This window comes from Acetobacter zythi (assembly GCF_963921165.1).
Lineage (GTDB): Bacteria > Pseudomonadota > Alphaproteobacteria > Acetobacterales > Acetobacteraceae > Acetobacter.
The window spans coordinates 471,031-492,214 of the sequence record NZ_CAWUEO010000001.1; the positions used below are offsets into that span (position 1 = coordinate 471,031).

18 protein-coding genes are annotated in these 21,184 nt (G+C 54.6%); 8 read left to right on the forward strand and 10 right to left on the reverse strand.

The window, feature by feature from the left end; all coding sequences use genetic code 11:
• Positions 1 to 21: 21 nt before the first annotated feature.
• Genes AABE20_RS02315 through ccmI form a run of 4 tightly spaced genes read left to right on the forward strand, consistent with a single transcriptional unit; the run spans position 22 to position 3,785 of the window.
• Positions 22 to 2,007, forward strand: a complete 1,986-nt coding sequence (locus AABE20_RS02315) for a heme lyase CcmF/NrfE family subunit (protein ID WP_338331625.1) — start codon at positions 22 to 24, stop codon at positions 2,005 to 2,007.
• Complete coding sequence (locus AABE20_RS02320) at positions 2,004 to 2,579, forward strand: DsbE family thiol:disulfide interchange protein (RefSeq protein ID WP_338331626.1); 576 nt, start codon at positions 2,004 to 2,006, stop codon at positions 2,577 to 2,579. Before AABE20_RS02315 ends, AABE20_RS02320 begins: the two co-directional genes overlap by 4 nt.
• Positions 2,576 to 3,049 carry a cytochrome c-type biogenesis protein gene (locus tag AABE20_RS02325; protein ID WP_338331627.1) on the forward strand — a complete coding sequence of 158 codons (474 nt, stop codon included), beginning with the start codon at positions 2,576 to 2,578 and terminating at the stop codon, positions 3,047 to 3,049. Before AABE20_RS02320 ends, AABE20_RS02325 begins: the two co-directional genes overlap by 4 nt.
• A 4-nt stretch (positions 3,050 to 3,053) precedes the next feature.
• The gene (gene ccmI, locus AABE20_RS02330) at positions 3,054 to 3,785 is read left to right on the forward strand and encodes a c-type cytochrome biogenesis protein CcmI (RefSeq protein ID WP_338331628.1); all 732 of its coding nucleotides are present in this window, start codon (positions 3,054 to 3,056) and stop codon (positions 3,783 to 3,785) included.
• A gap of 25 nt (positions 3,786 to 3,810) precedes the next feature.
• On the opposite strand, the gene AABE20_RS02335 is transcribed toward ccmI, so the two are convergent.
• A complete protein-coding gene (locus tag AABE20_RS02335; protein WP_338331629.1) occupies positions 3,811 to 4,341 on the reverse strand; it encodes a hypothetical protein in 531 nt (176 codons plus the stop codon).
• 76 nt (positions 4,342 to 4,417) lie between these two features.
• Positions 4,418 to 4,789, reverse strand: a complete 372-nt coding sequence (locus tag AABE20_RS02340; RefSeq protein WP_198912024.1) for a YidB family protein — start codon at positions 4,787 to 4,789, stop codon at positions 4,418 to 4,420.
• A gap of 241 nt (positions 4,790 to 5,030) precedes the next feature.
• Between AABE20_RS02340 and AABE20_RS02345 the strand changes: the two genes are divergently transcribed.
• Complete coding sequence (locus AABE20_RS02345; protein WP_338331630.1) at positions 5,031 to 7,214, forward strand: FUSC family protein; 2,184 nt, start codon at positions 5,031 to 5,033, stop codon at positions 7,212 to 7,214.
• Positions 7,215 to 7,293: 79 nt separating this feature from the next.
• Here the strand turns inward: AABE20_RS02345 and AABE20_RS02350 are convergent, their stop codons facing one another.
• Positions 7,294 to 8,301, reverse strand: coding sequence for an ion channel (locus AABE20_RS02350; protein ID WP_338331631.1), 1,008 nt, complete (start codon positions 8,299 to 8,301; stop codon positions 7,294 to 7,296).
• A gap of 465 nt (positions 8,302 to 8,766) precedes the next feature.
• On the opposite strand from AABE20_RS02350, the gene AABE20_RS02355 reads away from it, so the two are divergent.
• Positions 8,767 to 10,236, forward strand: coding sequence for a glucosyltransferase domain-containing protein (locus AABE20_RS02355; RefSeq protein WP_338331632.1), 1,470 nt, complete (start codon positions 8,767 to 8,769; stop codon positions 10,234 to 10,236).
• 59 nt (positions 10,237 to 10,295) lie between these two features.
• Here AABE20_RS02355 and AABE20_RS02360 read toward each other — a convergent pair whose 3' ends face one another.
• Positions 10,296 to 11,333, reverse strand: a complete 1,038-nt coding sequence (locus tag AABE20_RS02360; RefSeq protein ID WP_338331633.1) for a glycosyltransferase family 2 protein — start codon at positions 11,331 to 11,333, stop codon at positions 10,296 to 10,298.
• Between AABE20_RS02360 and AABE20_RS14360 the strand changes: the two genes are divergently transcribed.
• Both AABE20_RS14360 and AABE20_RS02365 read left to right on the forward strand, forming a co-directional pair.
• Positions 11,316 to 11,636: a GtrA family protein gene (locus AABE20_RS14360; protein ID WP_408740582.1), complete on the forward strand. Its 321-nt coding sequence runs from the start codon at positions 11,316 to 11,318 to the stop codon at positions 11,634 to 11,636. The genes AABE20_RS02360 and AABE20_RS14360 overlap by 18 nt on opposite strands.
• A 437-nt stretch (positions 11,637 to 12,073) precedes the next feature.
• Complete coding sequence (locus tag AABE20_RS02365) at positions 12,074 to 13,537, forward strand: hypothetical protein (RefSeq protein ID WP_338331634.1); 1,464 nt, start codon at positions 12,074 to 12,076, stop codon at positions 13,535 to 13,537.
• 131 nt (positions 13,538 to 13,668) lie between these two features.
• Here AABE20_RS02365 and AABE20_RS02370 read toward each other — a convergent pair whose 3' ends face one another.
• From AABE20_RS02370 to AABE20_RS02395, 6 genes are all read right to left on the reverse strand, one after another.
• Positions 13,669 to 14,604, reverse strand: a complete 936-nt coding sequence (locus tag AABE20_RS02370) for a hypothetical protein (protein WP_338331635.1) — start codon at positions 14,602 to 14,604, stop codon at positions 13,669 to 13,671.
• On the reverse strand, positions 14,601 to 15,551 hold the full coding sequence (locus AABE20_RS02375) for an MlaD family protein (protein ID WP_338331636.1): 951 nt from the start codon (positions 15,549 to 15,551) through the stop codon (positions 14,601 to 14,603). Before AABE20_RS02375 ends, AABE20_RS02370 begins: the two co-directional genes overlap by 4 nt.
• Positions 15,551 to 16,252: a P-loop NTPase family protein gene (locus tag AABE20_RS02380; protein ID WP_338331637.1), complete on the reverse strand. Its 702-nt coding sequence runs from the start codon at positions 16,250 to 16,252 to the stop codon at positions 15,551 to 15,553. The genes AABE20_RS02375 and AABE20_RS02380 overlap by 1 nt, the downstream gene beginning before the upstream one ends.
• 1 nt (position 16,253) lies before the next feature.
• Positions 16,254 to 17,153 (reverse strand): MlaE family ABC transporter permease, encoded by a 900-nt coding sequence (locus AABE20_RS02385; protein WP_338331638.1) that lies wholly within the window; start codon positions 17,151 to 17,153, stop codon positions 16,254 to 16,256.
• Positions 17,150 to 19,468 carry an adenylate/guanylate cyclase domain-containing protein gene (locus tag AABE20_RS02390; RefSeq protein WP_338331639.1) on the reverse strand — a complete coding sequence of 773 codons (2,319 nt, stop codon included), beginning with the start codon at positions 19,466 to 19,468 and terminating at the stop codon, positions 17,150 to 17,152. Before AABE20_RS02390 ends, AABE20_RS02385 begins: the two co-directional genes overlap by 4 nt.
• Positions 19,469 to 19,640: 172 nt before the next feature.
• Entirely contained in the window at positions 19,641 to 21,131 is a 1,491-nt protein-coding gene (locus tag AABE20_RS02395; RefSeq protein ID WP_338331640.1) for a Ppx/GppA phosphatase family protein, read from the reverse strand.
• Positions 21,132 to 21,184 lie beyond the last annotated feature (53 nt).

Sequence of the window (21,184 nt, forward strand, 5' to 3'; positions counted from 1 at the left end):
GACGGGAGCCTCCCCCCAGATATGTTAAGCCCCGAACTCGGACATTACGCCCTTGCGCTGGCCTGTGTGTTGGCTGCCGTGCAAGGTATTATTCCCCTTATTGGTGCATCACGGCGTGACGCGCGGCTTATGGCGCTGGCCCCCGGCCTTGCCCTTGGGCAGATGATCGCCCTTGGCGCGTCCTTCCTCAGCCTGATTTACGCAGCCGTTACGGACGATTTTTCGGTCCAGAACATTGCGGAAAACAGTGCTGTTTCCAAACCCCTACTCTACAAAATTACCGGCGTATGGGGGAACCATGAAGGCTCCATTCTGCTCTGGGCGCTTATTCTGGGCCTGTGCGGTGCAGCCGTTGCCGCCTTCGGGCGGAACCTGCCCTCCGCCCTGCGTGCCCGCGTTATTGCCGTGCTGGGCCTTGTGGCCACGGGGTTTGAACTGTTCTGCCTGACCACATCGGACCCGTTTGCCCGCATCTGGCCCGCCCCCATGGATGGGCAGGGCATGAACCCCCTGCTGCAAGACCCCGGTCTGGCCTTCCACCCCCCCATTCTGTACACGGGGTATGTGGGTTTTGCCGTGCCGTTCGCCTTTGCCATTGCCGCCCTGATTGAAGGTCGGGTGGACGCAGCATGGGGCCGCTGGGTGCGCCCGTGGGCGGTGGCTGCGTGGTGCTTTTTGACCTGCGGCATCGCCATGGGGTCATGGTGGTCCTATTATGTACTGGGCTGGGGGGGCTACTGGTTCTGGGACCCGGTGGAAAATGCCTCGCTCATTCCATGGCTGACCGGCACCGCCCTGATCCACTCCGCCATTGTGGTGGAAAAGCGCGAAGCCCTTAAAATCTGGACCGTGCTGCTGGCCATTGCCACTTTCTCGTTCTCGCTTTCGGGCACGTTCCTTGTGCGTTCGGGTATTTTGAACTCCGTGCATGCCTTTGCAAACGACCCGGCGCGCGGGGTGTTCATTCTGGGCCTTCTGGGCGTTGTTATTGGTGGCTCTCTGGCACTGTTCGCCTACCGCGCCCCGGCACTGACCGCAGGCGGGCTGTTTGCCCCGGTCTCTCGCGAGGGGGCGTTGGTGCTCAACAATATTTTGCTGTGCTCCCTGTGTGCTGTGGTGCTGACCGGCACCATGTATCCGCCCTTCATGTCCTTGCTGTTTGACCGCACCATATCGGTTGGCAAACCCTTTTTTGACGCAACGACAATCCCGCTCGCCCTGCCCCTGTTCATCTTTATGGGGTTTGGTCCCATGCTGCCGTGGAAGCGCGCGCAGTTGTGGCCGGTGCTGCAAAAATTGTGGATCGCAGCCATTGTGGCAGCCCTTGCCTGTGCGGTTGCTGTTTTTGAACTCTCGGGCGTGCTGGCCATTTTGTGTGCGGCGGCGGCCATATGGGTTATTGCCTCCAGTATTACGGATCTGGCAGGGCGTACGCGGCTGTTCCGCGTACCTGTTGCGACCTCCATCCAGCGCGCGCGTATGTTGCCACGCGCCATTGTTGGCACGGCCATTGCCCATGCGGGCGTAGGCATTACCGTGCTTGGCCTTGCCGCCATGTCTCAGGCACAGCACAAAATTGTGGAAGTGCCCATTGGCACCACGGAACAGCTTGCCGGGTACACATGGACCCTTAAGGCCGTGGAGCAGGAACCCGGCCCCAACTACACCGCTATGGTTGCAACGCTGGAAGTCCGGCACAATGGCCAGCTGGTTACGGTCATGCACCCGTCCAAGCGCAGCTTTAACAGCCAGAACCAGACCACAACAAACGTTGCCATCCATACCAACATGCTGGCCGACCTGTACGGTGTTCTGGGCGACAGGCATGGCCCCGACACAAACCCGACCTACGTGCTGCGCCTGCACTACAACCCGCTGGCGCCATGGATGTGGCTGGGTGCGCTGATCATGGCATTTGGCGGGGCTTTGTCCCTTTCCGACCGGCGCATGCGCGTTGGCGCACCCCAACGGGCCAGACCCTCCCCCGCAACCGCGAGCGTATCATGACCACACCTTCGGACAACCTGACCCGCCGCCGCCTGCTTATGGCCCTGCCGCTGGCCGGAGCCGGTGTTGCTGGTGTTGCTTTCTGGAAAATGCTGGACGGCATGGAACACGGGTCCTTCAACCCGCATGACATCAACGCCCCTGTGCTGGACCGCCCCGTGCCGGACTTTACGCTGGCCCCCCTGCCCCCCGCAGACGGGTTTACCGCACAGGACCTACAGCACCTGACCAAACCCGTGCTGGTCAACTTTTTTGCGTCATGGTGCATTCCCTGCCTTGCGGAAATGCCAACCCTGATGACGCTCAAGGACAAGCTGGATATGTGGGGCATTGCCTACAAGGACAAGCCCGAAAACGCCGCCAGTTTTTTGCGCCATTCAGGCAACCCCTTTACCCGGCTGGGCGATGACCACGCCGGACGGGCCGGAATTGAATGGGGCATTTCGGGTGTGCCAGAAACTTTTCTGGTTGGACCGGGGGGTGTTATTCGCTGGCATACAGCAGCCCCGTTAACGGAAACCACCCTTACACAGGTTCTGCTACCACTGGCCCACAGGCTGCAAACGCCATGACCCTGCACCGCAAACTGGCAGCCTTACTGGTCGGGCTGGCCCTTATGGCAGCCCCGGCGCTGGTTCTGGCAGTTGATGACCCGTCCGAAATGCTGGCAAACCCGCAGCAGGAAGCCCGCGCGCAGGCCATTGGTGCGCAACTGCGGTGCCTTGTGTGCCAAAATGAATCGATTGAAGATAGCAGCGCAGGGCTGGCGCGCGACCTGCGCCGCGTTGTGCGCGAACACGTTGCCAAAGGCGAGAACAACCAGCAGGTCATGGACTGGATGGTCAGCCGTTATGGTAACTTCATCCGCCTGCGCCCAGCACTTTCGGTTGGTACGTTACTCCTGTGGGGCATGCCGGTTCTGGCCCTGCTTATGGGGGTTGGCACGGCCTTTATGTTCTACCGCCGCAGGGCCGCAGCCCCACCGCCGCCTCCGCTGACCGAAGAAGAAAAGGCCCGTCTGGCCAGACTGACAAAGGACTGAGAGCATGATCTGGCTTTCCATCGGGCTGCTCAGCCTGTTTGCACTGGCTCCGGCCTTTTACACTCTCTGGGCATGCACCCGCGTTATTCAGGACGAACGCAGCACGGCCCTTGCCCTGCACGAAGCCCAACTGGCCGAAGTGGACCGTGACCTTGCCATAGGCCTGATTGCCCCGGCCGAACACGACATTGCCATACTGGAAATTCAGCGCCGCATTCTTGTAGCAGATGCAGCCCCCTCTACCGCACGGGCCAACAGTTCGGCCATGCTTGGCTGGTTTGCTCTTGCGGCCGCTCCAGCCCTTGCCATTGCCCTTTACCTGACCAACGGCGCGCCCGGCCTGCCAGCACAACCGCTTGGACCGCGGCTGGTTGCCCAGCATATGCAAAACCGCAAGAGCGATGCCCTTATTGCGCAACTCCAGCAAGCCATTGCCGGTTTACCTGCGGATGACCCCAACAGGCGGCAGGGCTACCTGCTTCTTGGCCAGTTGCAGGCATCGGGCGACCATTACGCACAGGCAGCGGATGCATGGGGCCATGCTCTGGCATTGGGTTTTGACCCCGAACTTGCCGCCCGCACGGCTGAAGCCATGACACGGGCTGAACACCACGTAACGGCTCAAGCACTAGAGTTGTTCCGCAAAGCGCTTGATGCAGCACCCAAGGACGCGGATTGGCGGCCTGCGGTACAGGGCCGCATTGCGCAAGGTGAGCACGATCAGGAAAACCCCTGATCGTGTGTGCGTTCTTTATGGTTTGTTAAAACCCACCACCGGGCTGGGGCGCAAAGTTCCGGCCCCATACATCTTCCTTTGTGCGCATCTTCGGCGGACGCGGCTGGCACGACATAAGATACAGCCCCACAACAAACACAATATTTGAAAATGCGTTGAACCACACCGCCGTCCCGAATGTGAGGGGCGAGGTCAGTGCCTGATACACAACATACAAAGCGAACGGGATGGAAATAATCCGCACACTGATGAGCATATGCCGCAGCGGGTTGGGTTTGCCCGGTTTGACCAGCACCCGCAGGCGGCTCAACACGGCAAAAAAGCTCACGCACAGGCACCAGACCAGCACGTTAAAAATCATGTCGCCAAAGTCGTTCATGCCGGTCAGCACGAACACGGCAATAATGGAGACAGCGGAAAGCAGCAGGGAGCCAAACTGGCAGCTCATCCCCGCATCAAAGGCCGGAAAGCGCTCCGGCAGCCTGTCCGCAATAGGCTGGCATACCTGATCCAGCAGCCAGCTATCCATCCGCGTTATACGTTCACCCAAGGTCATGGCAGTATCATAACGGAATATGGCGTGTGATGCACGAAAATGCCGTGCATCACACCTGTGCGACCCGATTGACGGATCAGGCGTTCTTTGTGGCGTCTGTTGTGGGCAGCACCCCATCGGGCGTGTGCTTGTCCACCGCATCTGGCAGAAAATGCACCAGCGCCGTCACCACGGCATCGGCTGGCAGGCCGGTTTTTTCCACCAGATCATGCACAGCACCGCTCCCCAGAATGGAGCGGATTTCATCCGGTGTGGCGGGCACATTACCGCTCTGGCTGATCCATGAGCGGACTTTATCCCCCAGACCGGCCTGATCAGCCCGGTCCAGCAGGGCCTGAATTGTCTGCGGCTGCGTCAGGGACTGAAGCTGCTGTTTGACAATGGTCTGGACATCCCCACCCAGAACACTTTCAACCTTACCTACAATATTCTGAAAAAAATCAGACATATCCATCATCTTTCCCATATGCGCCACCAAGGGTGCCAAACGGCTGGCGCGGTCTAATTTGGTCATGGATAGAATAACAGATCCATGCAATACTTATAAACACAAACCGGCTCCAGACCGCCCTTTCCCGTTTGAGAAGCGATAGCTGATATGCGTCTGAACCCACAAGGAAAAAAGGGGAAAAGGGGCTACGGTTACAATCTGATTCCCCACCTTCCTCTGTTGCAACAAAGTAGCCATTGTGCCCAGTCTTTCTTTTCCCCTGCTTGACAGGATCGGTCGCCTGCGGACCTTCCGCCCGTTAGGGCCGCCCGGTGTGCAGCGCAAAATACCCCTAAGCTGGCTACTCGCGCCTACACCATCGGCAATCGGGTTTGCACTACGCACAACAGCCGCCGCCCTGATCGCACTTGTTATTGCCTTGTGGATGGAACTGGACGACCCGCAATGGGCCGCCATGACCGTATGGATCGTGGCGCAAGGCTCACGCGGGGAGAGCCTGTCCAAGGCACGCTGGCGTCTGGTGGGCACCGCCATTGGGGTGGTTATGTCCATCACCCTTATTTCGGCCTTCAACCAGACCGCATGGCTGTTTTTCCCTGCTCTTTCCATCTGGCTGGGGCTGTGCTGCGGGCTTGCAACCCTTGTGCGTAACTTCCGCTCCTACGCGCTGGTTCTGGCGGGCTATACAACGGCCATTATTGCCATAGGCGCCATTCCCCACCCCGAAAACGTGTTCATGACCGCCATGTCCCGCGCGACTTATATTGTGCTGGGCATTGTGTGTGAAAGTACGGTTGCGGGCCTGTTTGCCCATAATCTGGCCGAAACCGCACGCCGCAACATCCGCGATAAGCTCCGTACGGCCCTAAGCAATGTGTCCGAAGCCGTAGCCAGCCTGCTGGCAGGAGATGACGAGGCCCTCATCCGCTCACGCGCCATGTTTGGCCCCATCCTCTCAATTAACGACCAGATCGAATTCTCCGAAGCGGAAATGGGGCCGCACGGGCACGAAGGCGATCATGCCCGCGCGGCGCTGGCGGCTGTATCTGTCCTGCTCTCACGCGGGTTGGGCATGACGGTTCGCCTGCAATACGTGCAGACCGACCAGCCCATCTTCCGCGAGACAGCCTCCCGCGTCAGCACTTTTCTAAGCAGCCTGCCCAACCGCCTGAACACGGAAACCGGGGTGCGTGGCATTCTGCGTGACCTGCAACTGCTGCGCGCGGAATGCCACCAGCAGATTGTGGATGCCCTAACGCACGAAATTGGCTCCGCTTTTACGCTGGAAGACGAACACGCCCAGATTTCCGCCCTGCTGGACGGGCGCATCCTGCACAACGCCATGGACGAACTACTGGGCGAACTGGAGCAGGCCATTCGGGAATACGATGCCAGCCAGCATTTTATTCGTGGAGACCACTTCCACTTCCGCCTTCAGTCGCATGTGGACAAGCGCGAGGCCGCTTATAATGGCGTGCGCGCAGCCGTAGCCCTGAGTGCAGCCGGGCTGGTGTGGGAATGTACGGCATGGCCCACGGGGCTTGGGTTTATTACGTTCGTAGCCATTGTGTGCGGGCTGTTTGCCACGCGGGAAAACCCGGTTGTCGCCACCACACAGTTCATGATCGGTGGCATATGGGCAGCACTTGTTGCGTTTTTTCTGGTCTTTTTTGTCCTGCCCACACAGGCTAATTACGAAATGCTGGTGGCAACACTCGCCATTCCCATGTTTGCCGGGGGGCTGGCCGCGCGTAACGCCAGCACGGCTTTGCACTCCGCAGCCTATACACTCCTGCTGCCTAATTTTGTGCACCCCCTCAATCAGGGGCGGGTGGACGAAGTTACATGGTTCAACTCCACATGGGCCATTCTGCTGGGTGTGTTTTTTGCGGTGCTTATTTTCCGCGCTGTTCTGCCTTTTAACAGTGCGGCAGAACGCTGGCGCATGCGCCGGACCCTGCTCCGAGACCTGCGTACACTGGCCTCTGCCGAACCCATGCCCATGACGCGGGACTGGATTGGCCGCAACATTGACCGCTTTGCACGCCTGATCCGCCATGCTGGCCCCACGCCCTCCCCCACAATCGAGGGCTGCCTGCAGGGCACATTGGCGGCCATGACCATAGGTCTGAACATTATCCGCCTGCGCGCACTTCTGCACCGCAACCAGATCCCCCCGGCCGCACGCCGGGCTATAGAAATTGTTATGAAGCGGATGAGCCACTTTACAGGCAAATATGGTCATACGGCCCACGCTGCACGCGTAGCAACGACCGCATTGCGGCGGATGGAAGCCGCCGAGCCTAATATTTCCACACGTATCGAACTCACGCGCGCCATTGCCTACCTGATTGTGGTCTCCCACGAACTGGACGCAAACGCCGTATTCCTGGACGCATCCCGTCCCTACCGAGCGACCTGAAACGCCTTTTGTTACAATTTATTTTGGGATTGTGGTGGGGGTGTGCCGGGCATTTCAGCCCGCGCACACCTCCTGCCTGTTAGTGTGCCTCAACATCATGGAAGCGGGTGTAATCCACCGTAATGCGTCCATCGGGGCGGGAAAGCACAATATCCACAAACCGATGGTTATGCTGCACCCGGTCAAACCTGTAGGCCGTTCTTGCAAACACGGTCTGGCCCAGTGCTTCGTCCGTGCCGGTTACGGTCACAATAATCTCGGCTTCCTCATTCTCCAGTTCCGCAACAGTTCTGCCGTGCAAGGGGCTGTCAGGGGTAATGACGTGCGCCATAACAAAGGCAAAGCGTAGAACCGGCACATGAGATTGCATAAGCAGAAGCTGGTCAAACTTGCGCACCAGATGCCCATTATCGCTCATGACCAGACGGGATAGAGCAACCTCAATATCAACCGATAAAATTACGCTCATCCGCAGGTTGGCAATGCGGATACACAGGGCTGGGATCCCCCCTTCGTTACTGATAACAGCCATATTGCTAAACATCAGCCGCGCACGGGGGCGGGCAAAACGGGCAAACACCACACCGGTTGCAAGTGCTGTCAGCATCATGCCCACAAAGGCCTCGACCGAGACAACAGCGTTGGCATACGCCCCTATCGGACTCATGGTTCCGTAACCAACAGTCGAGAGTGTTTGTACGCTAAAAAAGAACAAAGACAGCAGCATGCCATGGGACAGACCGGTGATCTGCCCCGGCGCCGCCATATACAGCAACGCAAATACAAGATTGATAACGATGTACGACACCACGGAAATAGCGGCAAAAGCTGGCCAGCTTGCCGTGAGCGCATGGTGGTAAAGGTCACTCCATACACTGTCCTTCAGGCCCACGCGCACAACATCGCGGTGGCTTTTTTCTTCCACCAGAGCATGAGCGCGAAAACGCCTGACCGCTTCCTTGGTGCTTAAATGGAAACGCTTCCCTTCTTTACCAGCAGGATCAGGCGCTACATCCTCCAGCTTGGTATAGCGTTCCGCCTCCCCTTTACGGCTGCGTTTTCTGTAATGGTGGAAAAGTCTTTTCATAATCACCGCTCCGCGCGCACAGCCATGCAGACCGGCCGGCGCATTCTTGCGGTGTTACACAGCATACCGGCATCTGTGCTCCTTGGATTCTGCATGGAAGACCTGCTTAACTTGCGATTATTTTTTAAGTGCCGTATCTTTCAAGAAAATCGCCACATGGACCATCACCCCCACACTACAACTTGATCTTTTCTCCAATACACACCCGGCACAACAGGCGCGCACAGATAAAACAGAGGCCCTCAACACACGGCATAGTCAGTGTTTTGGTGCCAATTTTTTCACAAAAAACAGGCTTATATTCCAATCTTCTGCCACAACAAGTCGTGAATGTTGTGGCAAGTCATTGCTGTACCAGCCTGCACACAAGGCTTCTCTGGGCATCAAAAAATGTATAGAACCGTGTTCAAGTGTTCGATAAACCCTGCAAAAATGCAGGGAACCTCTAATGAAAAGAGATGATGCGTGACAAAAATACACAATCATATCGCAAATTATAAAATAATCTATTTTGCGTATCTTCTTTTCTTTGCCATTATTTATCACAGCGTCCTAACATCAACGTATGGATTTACTGATGATTATACCTACATAGAAGGTGCCCATAAGAATATGGCATCTCTCATGCAGATGATGGTGAGTGGAGGACGGCCTGTATATGCTCTTTTTAGTTATATTTACATCTATGTAACAGACGCCGCTGATTTATGCTGGGTCCGTTTTATATCCATTGCGGGCATTAGTGCTCTATGCACGTTATTTTTCAGACACCTTCGGGAACAAACTCAATTTCCATTGGCCGTTTGTATAATAACCGCAGCATGCGTTGGGTTGTTACCTGCTTTCCAGCTTTATGCAGCATGGTCTGTAACCGCTTTTTATCCTTGGGCTGCATTTTTGGCGGGCATGAGTTTTCGTGCTCTGCAACGCCCGTCCAGAGATCTTTGGAAAAATTTTATAGGGTCCCTGACCCTTCTGAGCATCGCCATGTGCATTTATCAGCCTGCCGCCATGATGTACTGGGTCTTTGTTGGAATGACCTGGGTGGCATCCGGCAGCCCCCTCCCCCGTATTAAAAACATCGTCACCACAAGTTCCGTCATGGCTGGTGCTTTAGTTGTCGATTTTGTCGCAACCAAAACTCTGCCATTGCTATTATTTCCGCACACACCCTCACTCGCGCGTATTGGCCTTGTGTCCCATATCGGAAAAAAAACCACATGGTTTTTGCTCCATGTCATGCCAAATGCGCTAGCTCTGCCTTACGCCAAGGGCAGCATAATACTCTCTATTTTCGTTCTTATATTTATATTAGCCGGGTTTTTCATTGATATTAAACAAAGCCAGAACTCACCCTACTGGAAAATTCTGATCTGCCTTGGTCTGTTACCGCTCACGTATCTACCCAATCTGCTTGTACAAGAAAATTGGCCGACATATCGGACCCAGCCTGCCTTGAGCAGCCTGCTTTTGTTATATTTTGTCGTAGCGGCCCTGGCGTTATCTGATGTCCAAAAACACAAAAAAATGACAACAACTCTTATGAGCTTGGTGCTTCTTGGATGTATCTGGTTTGCTTACAGTGATGTAAAAAACGAAATCACACGGCCTCAATCTGCCGAACTACAACTTGTATCTACTTATCTTGCTGGAATAAACGACCTGAAAGATACGTCGGTTCTATATCTTGTTCCATCCAGTAAAGAAAAATCTCTAGCACCTTTTGTAAGATATGATGAGTTTGGGCGGCCCAGCACTTCGGAAACATGGAGCCTGACCAGCATGCTTTGGGTTATTCTCAATGCCAGACATGCACCAAATATAGAAAAACTTGCCACAGCCCATGTTGGCGCTCTTTCGGACGCCCCTCAAAACCCCGATATGACAATTATAGATTTTAATAACATTTTAGAAAAAGGCCATATCTCCAAGTAATACAGCCCAAATCTCTCCTTTCCCCGCTTTGACCAAACAGGGAAGGAGAGATAGAGCAATCACGAAGACCGCTCATCAATAATGTATCGTGGCCTATTTTGGGAGGACTCATACATTCTGGAAATATACTCACCTATAATCCCTACAGAAAGTAGCTGTATTCCACCCAGACCCAACAGAATAACTATAATTGTTGCATAACCGGGAATATTAATTCCAAAATGAATTTTCTGAAAAATAATGAAACAGAGATAAAGAAAAGACAGGAAAGACGAGAAAAATCCAACAAACGACCAAAGTCTTAATGGCCATGAACTGAATGACATAATGGCCGAAACAGCCAGTTTTACCATGCGCAGGGTGGAAGACTTTGATACTCCCCCCTTCCTATCGACAATATGAATATTAACAATTTCTCTTCTAAAACCTATCCATGAAATAATTCCTTTCATGAAGAGATCTCTTTCCTTGAACTCACATAAAGCTAAAACAACTTTGGAGCGCATAACATTAAAATCACCAACGCCTTTTTCAATGCTTTGGTTTGTTAGAAAATGAAAACACCTATAAAAACTATTGGAAAGAAAACGTTGCAAACCATTTTGATAGTTTCTGTCTGCCCTTGCGCCACAGGTCAAATCACAGCCGGTGTTTTCTGTATGCTGAATAAGCATTAACAGGTCATCCACGGTATGCTGGCCGTCACTATCCATATAGGCGATCGCATCATAATGATCTCGGCATTCCTGCAACCCCGCCATAAGCGCGGCTTCCTTGCCAAAATTTCGCGAAAAAGAAATATAATGTATTCTAGGGTTTTGACTGCATAAATGCTTCACAATCCTTAAAGAATTATCCTTACTCCCATCATTGACAAAAAGTATGTGTGCATTATAGCTGTTTTCCAATAATTTTGATAAAATATCTTTCGATACGAAACTGATATTATCCGCTTCGTTATAGATCGGAAGAATGACACAAACACTTTGGATTTTTTTGAATTGCTGCCCCCCACCGTCATCCAATTCCTGAAATACGCAATAATCGGAATTAGCACGCTCCTGCTCTATGTTGGGTTCTTGTGGATTTTTATTCATTACTCACACTTCCCGAAAGAATATTGCAACGGATTGTCCTACCTTTTAGCGACAGTCTATAATTATTTCTTAAACTTTTACTGGTCATTTACACCAGAAGCATCTCACAAAAAAACATTCTGGAAATATATTACAATCGTTTTATGCGGCGTAGCCACCAACACAGTTTTTGTTGGCGTAACGACCCGCTACGGCTTTAATATAGAAACCTCAGCCATATTATTTTCTTTCCTTTGGCCTGTTTTTTCATTCACATTAATGAAGCTATGGGCTTTCAAAAATCCTCCCAAACACCACACCTAGACAACTATCTTTGATGCTTTTCGAGCACAAAAGGCTCTTCTGAGCAACAGGGTTCCTACCTTAATGTCTCCTGCTCAGGCTTGTAAGCCCATATTAAGCACGCTTAGCCTCAACAACACTATGCCCATACTGGCACATCATCCACGGGGGCCAGCGTACCCAACAGGTTGTGAGAAACCTCCAGCGGCAACGCTCCCAACCCATGCCATATGTTACCCCCCTCAATGGCACCCACCACAGCCGCCATATCCCGCAGTGCAAATACATCCCATTTTAGGGGCTAGGAAAGCGCGGCAAAGCTGACCTTTTGCCATTAGCGCATCAGACCGAAAATGCTTAGCCACATCATGAGCATTCCAATAAAAAGCCCAGTGGACTTGTGTATAGCCACCTGATAGAAGCGGCTAAAATTCGTCATTTTAAGGGATAGTTATGTGATGACATTGAGTAAATACATCACAAAAAATACAACACCGTATGTAGCCTATCTATCCTTTTTTATTGTTATTTATATTTCAGTTTTAACCACAATTTATGGTTTTTCAGACGACTACACCAATATAAAAGACGCCCACACTCAAATATTACCTGTAACACGGATGATCGTAGAGGATGGCAGGCCAGTCTATGCCCTACTCAATTATGCCTTCACCTTAACACCCAATGCTGCTGACTTAATCTGGATAAGGCTTATTTCCATAGCCGGAATTGCAGCAGTGTGTACGCTTTTTATGAAACATATAAAGCAAACAACCAACTTACCACCGCGTGTTTGCATCATACTTGCTGCGTGCATAGGCTTAATGCCACCGTTTCAGGTTTATGCCGCATGGGCCACGACTGCCTTTTTCCCATGGTCAGCTTTTTTTGCGGGTTTAAGCTTTCTGCTCTTGCATGGCGCAACAGAATTCTGCTGGAAAAATAGCTTAAAGGCGCTTGCTGTCCTCAGTCTGGCTATATGCATTTATCAGCCATCGGCCATGATGTACTGGGTCTTTGCTGGGGCGGCCTGGTTAGCATCAGACAGGCCATTACCGTCTTTCAAATCCATAGCAATAACTTGTGCAATCATGGGTGGAGCATTGGTTATTGACTTTGCAGCAACCAAAATCCTCCCCCCCCTTCTATTTCATGATTTTTACCATGTCCCCCGGACAAATCTTGTCTCTGATATTGGAAAAAAATGTCTATGGTTCTTATTTAAAGTCATACGCAGCGCACTGAATTTTGCATCCGCCAAACAAAATATAGCATTATCTATTTTTATGTTTTTGTTCGTCTCTTCAGGAATATATTATTCCTGCAAAAACAATAAAACTTTCAATTCCAAAAAACTTCTTATCTTCATTGCGTTAATTCCACTTTCCTTTCTACCCAATCTTGTTGTGCAGGAATGTGTTACAACTTTTCGATCGCAAGTCGCATTAACCAGCCTTTTGCTTCTGTATTTCACGCTCGCACTCTCTGCGTGGCTTAATGTTATCAAACGTAATAACCTTATGGTGCCATGCATGAGTATGACTCTTATACTCTGCTCTTACCTTTCCTATAGTAACGTGAAAAATGGCTTTGCTGTTCAGCAATCGACTGAACTCAAATTGGTATCTGATTATCTTTCAAAAACTGATAATTTAAGCCATGCATCATCAGTTTACTTTGTTTTATCTGATCGGGATCAGGCTCTATCTCCTTTTTCCAGACATCTCGAATTTGGGTTACCATCCACCTCGCGGCCTTGGGTTCCCACAAACATGATCTGGATGCTTCTGAACGCCAGACACTCTCCCAACATTGCAAAGCTGGAAACGGCTGGTGTCGGCCTCCTAAAGGACGCGCCCAAAGACCCAGATGTTACCATTTTCAATTTTGAACAGATTTTACGCAACGCCCACCAGCACTAACTTCTGGTGATGAGTGGCAGCGGAAAGGGGGAGAATACCTTCCCCCTTAGCACAATAAAAAATTGTGCTCGCACAGTGTTATTCACACAATAAAATCATATGGCCTGCTCTGTGTTGAACAGGCCGCCAGACTACCGCGTTCCGTCTGTCTCGCTAAAAGGGCTGAGGACAATATTGCCCGCATTCCGTGCCCATGCCTGCGCATCATCCGCTGGTGGAACTGCATTGCCTTTCGTCAGGCTGCCATGCGCAAGTGTTTGCGCATCCATCCGGTTAAGGTTGCCAGATTGTGCCGCAGCACTCTGGGCTGCACGCGCCCAGAATGCGTGCGCCTTGGATTGCTCGCCCTGACTGGCCGCAATCCGTGCCGCAAGGGCAAGGGCGCGAGCCATATCGTGGTATGACCCCTCACTCTGGCGCAGGTTTGCTGCTTCTTCCGCTAAGTGTTCGGCCAATGCAGGATTGGACCGACCTAGCACTCGTGCTTGCACCTCAGCCCTATCTGCCTGCTGCGTAAGGGATAACGGCTGCTTAAGGCTGTTCAAATAAGTTGCCGCGGTTTGCAAGTGCCCCTGATCGCCCTGTGCATCCGCAGCCAGCCCCATAACAAGGGCCGCCCGCGCCGCCAATGCCGTATCGGACGACTGCATGGCATGACCCGCCGCGGCCACTGCCTGCGCGTAATGACCAAGACGGTAATGGCTTGCCGCCTCCACCAGATCCAGCGAAGTCATATCCTGCGCGCCACGCAACTGCACGGCCTGCCGGGTTGCCTGCGTTGTTTGCAGTGCCTGCTCCGGCGTGTTCGCCGCTAATTGTGAGACAGCAAGGTCGTACCCGGCCTCGGCCACAGCCGTTCCATCATCACGCACCAGCGCAAGATTTGCGGCTTTACGGTACTGCGACACAGCAACCGTGTAGCGCCCCAGTTCAAACGAATCCCGCCCTGCCAGCATGGCCTGATCCCACGCGGCGTCATCCTGCGCGGTGGGTTTGGTCTGGCTTGCACCACACCCTGCCAGCAACAGAGGGGTCGCCAGAACCAGCATATGTGTCAGGCGTTTCATGGCCGCACCTGCTTGGGCGCCAGACGTTTGTGCTGCGTTACCTTATGCCCACCCAGTAGCCACATACCGCGCAACTGGTCGGTCAACTGCTGCAAGCCGTAGAGCGTGGTCTGGGCCTGCGCCAGCATGGCTGGCAGGTCCGCAGTGCTGGCTTCCACATTGCTGGCAATGGCTGGCAGGTGGGGCGTTGCGTCCTTCACGTCCTTGGTTGCGGATTTGAGGTTGCCCATTGTGGCATCTGTTTTGCTCATGATCCCCGAAACCTGCTTTTCAATCGGTTTGAGCCGTTCGATCACAGCATCCAAAGAGGCAATGGTCGCCTCGGACTGGCGGATAAGCTGGTCATTGGTCATCAACTGCCCAATTGTGCCTTTACCGGCGTGCATGTCGGTAATGGTGCCATCCAACTGCGCCATCATGTGCCGCGCACTCGCCAGCGCAGGCATGATTTCTGCCTGAATACTGTTCAGGGTCGCGGTAATCTGGTCCGCAGGGTTGGGAGCAGGCGTGGCCGAAACAACCGCGTAGCTCCAGTCCATCGGGTCCCCATGCCCACGGCTGAGGTCCAGATAGGACGCCCCGGTCACAATCAACTGCTTGCGAATAAGAGCCGTGCTATCGCGCCGGATAAAAGGCTTGGCCTGTGGGTCCAGATCAACCATGGCGTACATATTGCCCGATGGATTGAGCTTGATGCTGCGGATGGTGCCAGCATGCGCCCCCATAAGCTGCACGTCCCCACCAACGGTCAACCCACCAACGCCCGATGCAGGCAGCACAACACGCAACCGCGCAGGTGGGGTCAACCAGTCACGCAGCACGCCCGCTTCGATAACCGCGCCCCCAAAAATGAGTATGCTCAGAAGCACGAGAAACCCGACCCATTCATCTGCGTAACGCAGAGAAATGAGTGGTTTTACTTTCTGTCGTAAGCGGAGTTGGAACATTATCCCATCCGTACTGCTACAAGACCATCATCTGCAAGCCGCCAGGTTGCCGTAATACCCTGCCGATATTCCTGCCAGACTGCATTATTCCTTACCAGCCAGATAACCCCAGCGCCCCTGTCGCGCGCTTCGGTTATTGCAGCCAGAAAAGAATTGCTCAATTCTGCCGGTCCGCCCTCAAGCGGGTCTTCCAGCAGCAATAAATGGGGCCGCCCCAAAAATGCCCGCACGCAGCTTACGCGCAGCAGGTCATCCTCGGGCAAAAAACTCGGGTTTTCCGTTGGCAGGCCGGGCAGGCCAAACCTTTCCGCCAGATGGGCCGCGTCCTGCACCAGATCGTCAATCGGGCGGGTTGTATGGTGCAACTGCTGCAACACAATCGCAAGATGTATTGGCACAAACTCCGGCCAGCTTGCCCTGTGCGTAACACGGCCAATACGGCCACGCAGGGCATTAAGCTCCCGGTCGCCCAGATCGGTCCAGTCCAGCCCCATAAACCGCACCAGACCATCATCAAGCGGTACAAGCCCACAACACAGGTCGGCAAACATGGTGGCGTGCCCAATATCGCGCGCTTCCACCACCATGCAGTCCCCCGGCATGACCTTCATGCTGAACGGAACAGGCGGCAACCCGCTTTCATCAAACGAGGGAATGGCCTTATTCAGCTCAAGCAGGGGGCCGGAAGCGTACACATCCATCTTACAGATCCAGACTGAACAGAACGCTCACCACCATCACAATCAGCATCCCGCGGGAAAAACCACGGGGGAGCAACGTGCGCAGTGAATCCTCGTTTGTGGCTGTCAGTCCGGTCAGGCACCCACCAAGCCCGACCACAAACCCGACAGTAATGAATTTGAGCGGAATAATAATGTAATCCGTACCAGACATGGCGGTTGCCACATCATCCAGAAAAACCCAAACCGGGTTGTTGATCACCCCGGACATGCGGCTCATCACATACCCGGTCACAAGGGATGCAAACGAAAACAGAATACCCAGCGTAAACCCGGCCACGGTAAAAGCCAGTGTACGGGGCAGCACCAGCAGCAGAAACGGGTCTATGCCCACAGCCTGCATGGAGCGGATTTCCCCCCCTATGCTCAAAAGCCCTAGCTCCGTGGTGGAGAGCATGCCGTTACGCCCCAAAAGGAGCACCCCGACCAGAATGGGGGCTATTTCGCGCACCACAATATTGATCAGGATCGAGCCGGTCATGGTGGCAAGCCCGGTCAGACCCAGCCAGTAAATAACCTGCGAAACAGCGGCAACCCCGGTCAGCACCCCGGCAAACATGGTGGCCACAAGACCACCACGAATGATGTTGTTCATGGTGCTGATAAATTCGTACCGAACCGTCCTGCGCCATGAATGCGCACGAAAGCTTTCAAAAATCACGCCCCATGACGCACCAAGCATAATAAGCAGAAAACGCGCCTGCCTGCGCGTTAGCCGCCCGATCCATGCCAGCTTGCCAAGGCCCCATTGCACAGGGGCAAAAAACCGCCCCCCGCCCGTCTGCCCTGCCAGAACCGGGTCCCGCGTTGTATCGGTCGGCGGCGGTACGGATTGGGTTACCTGATGCTCAGTCTCGCTCATCGGCGGGCCGCCAGCGTATAGGCCCGTCCAAGCCCCAGATGTGGCACAAAAAACGAACCACGGCTGCGGAACAGATACCGGTCACGCAGACTGGCGTAAACACGCTCTGTAACCTGAATGGTGCCGGGGTCTATCGCGCTTTCGGCCATCAGTTCCGCAAGGGATACAGTCTGCCCCCACAGGTTGAACACTGTTGGCGACTGCCCCACAGCACCACCAAAAGCCGGGCCAAAATCCATACCCATGGTAAACACAGGCTCCAGATCGGCCGCAGCAAGTGCTCCCATAAATGTTTCCCGCATTTTGAGTGCGGCATTGGCAAGGCGGAACAGGGCTGTGGGGTCTGGCTCCGTTGTGCAGCCCGCCATGCAGATCATGCGGTGCCCGGCTACCTCTACGGCAAACAGGTGTTCTTCCTGCGCAACGGTCTGCACCTGCGTTGCCAACTGGTTGATCAGGGCGATAAGGGTTGTGGTCTCCTTATTCCCTTCCACAACAGGGTCAGAAAAACTGACAACAAGCACCGCAACCGATGGGTAGATGCTGGCCCCTGTCACCGCTGCCATTTCATCCGCGCGCATCAGCAGATTATCGGATTTGGGTTTACCCGGCACGGCCAGAGGCGTGGACGCTTTATTTTCCAGCACAGGCATCTGCTGAGCTTCCAGAGCGCTCTGCGCGGCAAAGCGCGTACCGGCAATGCTGGCCATAAGCTCTACAAAATACAGCAGATGCGGCAGCATGACCGGGTCTTCCAGTGCCAGCATACCCAACGTACCATGTGGACCATGCACGGGGTACACGGCCAGCACGCGGGTGCCTACCTCGCGCATGACCAGCCGTTCAAAGCGTGTTGTACGCTCATCCGTGGCAGCGTTGTTGACCGAGAAGGAAGAGCCTTCTTCAATCGCGCCAAAGAACTTGCCCAGTTCCTCCCGCCCCATCTCAAACCCGCCGGAATGGGTGTTCTGGGTCCGGTCATACGTGTCATCACACACCATGGCCGCGCCATCGTGCAAAAACCGCCACAGACTGGCACGGCGCGCACCACTGACCTGCGCCAGTTGCTCCGTAATAACCAGCGGTTCAGCCGTGGGGTCGAACAGGTTGGGGGCGACCGCAACCTGCTGAAGAGCGCCACTTTCCTGCGCGACCTGAGAATGCTGCACAGCCAGCCTACGGTTACCGGCCTCAGTCTTGCGCAACTGGCGGATGTACAAGCCCCCCAGAAGCAGCGAAAACACCGTAACAATCCCGGCAAACTGAAGGCTCTGGCGGCTGCTCTGGTGTGCAAAGCTGCCAAAATCATTTTCGGGGGCAACAATGAGCAAAATCCAGCCCTGCGAATAACGCGGCAGGGCGGACGCCATGGTAATATAGGTTTTACCGTCCCATTCCACATGCTTGGGGCCAAAACCACGCACCCTGTAATGATCATAACCCAGCGCAAAAACAGGGTAGGTCTTGGGGTCGAGCACCATTTTGTCGGGGTCCCACCCGGCGGCTTCCGCGTGCTGCGTAAGATTACGCCCCGCAATAATCCGTCCCTCGCCATCCACAATCATGGCGCTGCCAGACTTGCCGATTTTGATTTTATCCAAAAACGCACTCAGTTCATTGAGCGAGATATTGGTAGCAAACACCATTTCATGCCCATCATCGCGCCGAAAACGGAGCGAACTGGTCATGACAAACTGTTTGTCGGTTGGGAACAGGTAAGGCTGTGTCCACTGAATGGTGTCTTTACCAGCCGTGTTTTTGTACCACGGGCGCACACGCGGGTCGTAATCACCGGCTGGGGCATCATACTGCCGCACTTTCTGTCCCGCAGTGTTGTAAAGAACATGATGCAGAACCTTTGTGCCGCCCGACTGCGTAACAAGGCGAACATGGTCCAGCACATTCTTGTCAGGGGAGCGGGTGATCAGCGTAAAATTCCCTTGGTCATCAGCCAGATAAAAAGACTGCAACTGCGGAATTTTTTGCAGCATGACGCTGCCGTAGGAATAGAACACCTTGTCCGACACAAGCGGGGGGGCGTGTTCGATCATGCCGCCAGCAATCAGGTTCCCTGCGGCGGATGGAGCGATATAATCCCCAACTTCCTGCCCGATATACTGCTGGGTCGCCTCCATGAGTTCGCGCGTCAGAACCGACACGCCCTCGCTCGTGGTGCGGTATGAACTGATACCCACCCACGCGATGGCGCAAACGGTCATGATGATCAGTACAAAGGGGAGAACCATGTGCAGCAGCACCCGCCGTACGGATGCATTGTGCTGGACTGTCGGGTCTATGATCTCTTCAGAAGACACGCACCAAATTCCACTGCCTGTTGGTCATGAACATTCACGTCCCTGCCACCATAGCGCCAGTCAAGACCACTGGCACAATGGCAAAGGTGGGCTCTCCATACAACAGAGATGGCTATTTGGTAACGTGCCTGTCACCAACGGAGTTGTCCACCCCTTTAAGGAGGGTGGCAGGTCAGACCGCCAGTTCCACCTCAAAGCGGGTCTGCACACCCAGCGCCTGCCCAAGCCGTTCCAGACCGCGCCGCACGCTCTCGCCCTTTACGGCAACACGGGCGGAGGTCAGGGTCAGCACCAGTTCCAGCCCGTCCCACGCAAGGGATGTCCCTTCCAGCAGACTCCCTGCCCCGCCAGACAGGGAGTAGGCCAGCCGCAGCGCAAGACCGCAGGCAACGGCGTCACGCCGTTCTTCATCACTCAGCAGGGTAAAGGAGGGCATAAGGGCAGGTGCGCTCATATCCACCGAGTACCGCACCGCCAGAGCAAGGGAGAGCCACACGCGCGCCCGGTGGTCAAACCCCGCACCCTGTACGCGCAATATCCGCAAATATGTCTGCTCGGCCCGGTATTCGGGGTGGTCATGGCTCCCAATATCGGACAACCAGCAGGCTATGCGGCGCAGGTGCTGCTCTTCTGGTGTTTCGTCTGGTTTGATGCAGCCTGTCCATGTCCACAGGATTTCGGGCAGCGTGTTGCTGCGGCCAAAGCGTGCGCACATATCGCGCGCAACGCTTTCCATCGGGTCCTGTGGCAGGTAGCTGGGGGCTACGTTCATCATGTACCAGCCCTCGCGCAGGCCATCCACGCAGAACACGATCTTGCTGGGCTGGATTTTTTTCATCAGCCTGCGCAGGACCACAGCAGCGAACGGAATATCGTCCAGCCGTTTGCGCGGAGCACCGGGCAGACGTTCAAGGCTGCGGCGGGAGCTGTTCTGGAGCCAGCCGGTCATCTCCCGCGCTTCCTGCACATCCAGCGTGTAATAATGCACAATGTTGAGCGGGTACTGGGTGCGTGCAATTTGCAGGCGCGCAAGAGCGCGGAATGCGCCACCCACCAGATAAAGCGGTTGCCCCTTGACCCTGGACAGCCACTCGACACCATCAATATCCTGATCGGTCAGCAGCTTGGCCTGTTCCAGATCGCCCTCGCAGCGGTCTGCCAGACGGATCATGCCCAAAGGCAGTGTTGTGGCGTCGTGCCGTCCGGTTTCGGTCAGATGAATGAGTTCGAGAGACCCGCCCCCCACATCCGCCACCAGACCGTCCGCACCGGGAATGCCACACATAACGCCAATGGCGGAGTGGTCGGCTTCCTCCTTGCCGGACAGAATGCGCACGGGCACGCCGGGCATGCTCTGGCGCAGCATTTCCACAAAGGCCGGGCCATTTGTGGCGTCTCGCACGGCGGCAGTGGCCAGCACCTCAAACGGGTCGGCCTGCATGGCACGCGCAATGGCGTGGAAGCGGCTGAGCACCTCCATGGCCATGCCCACGCCCTCATCATTCAGGCGGCCTGTGGTGGTTAACCCACGCCCGAGCCGCAGAACGGCTTTTTCGTTAAAAATGGGCAGCGGATTGCGCGAGACACCCTCGAACACAACCAGACGGACCGAATTGGACCCAAGATCAACCACCGCTGAACGACGCTGCATGTCCGTCTCCATTACCAGCCGTTCCCGGACAGGCCATTATGCTGCCCGGCAGTATGAAAGTGCAC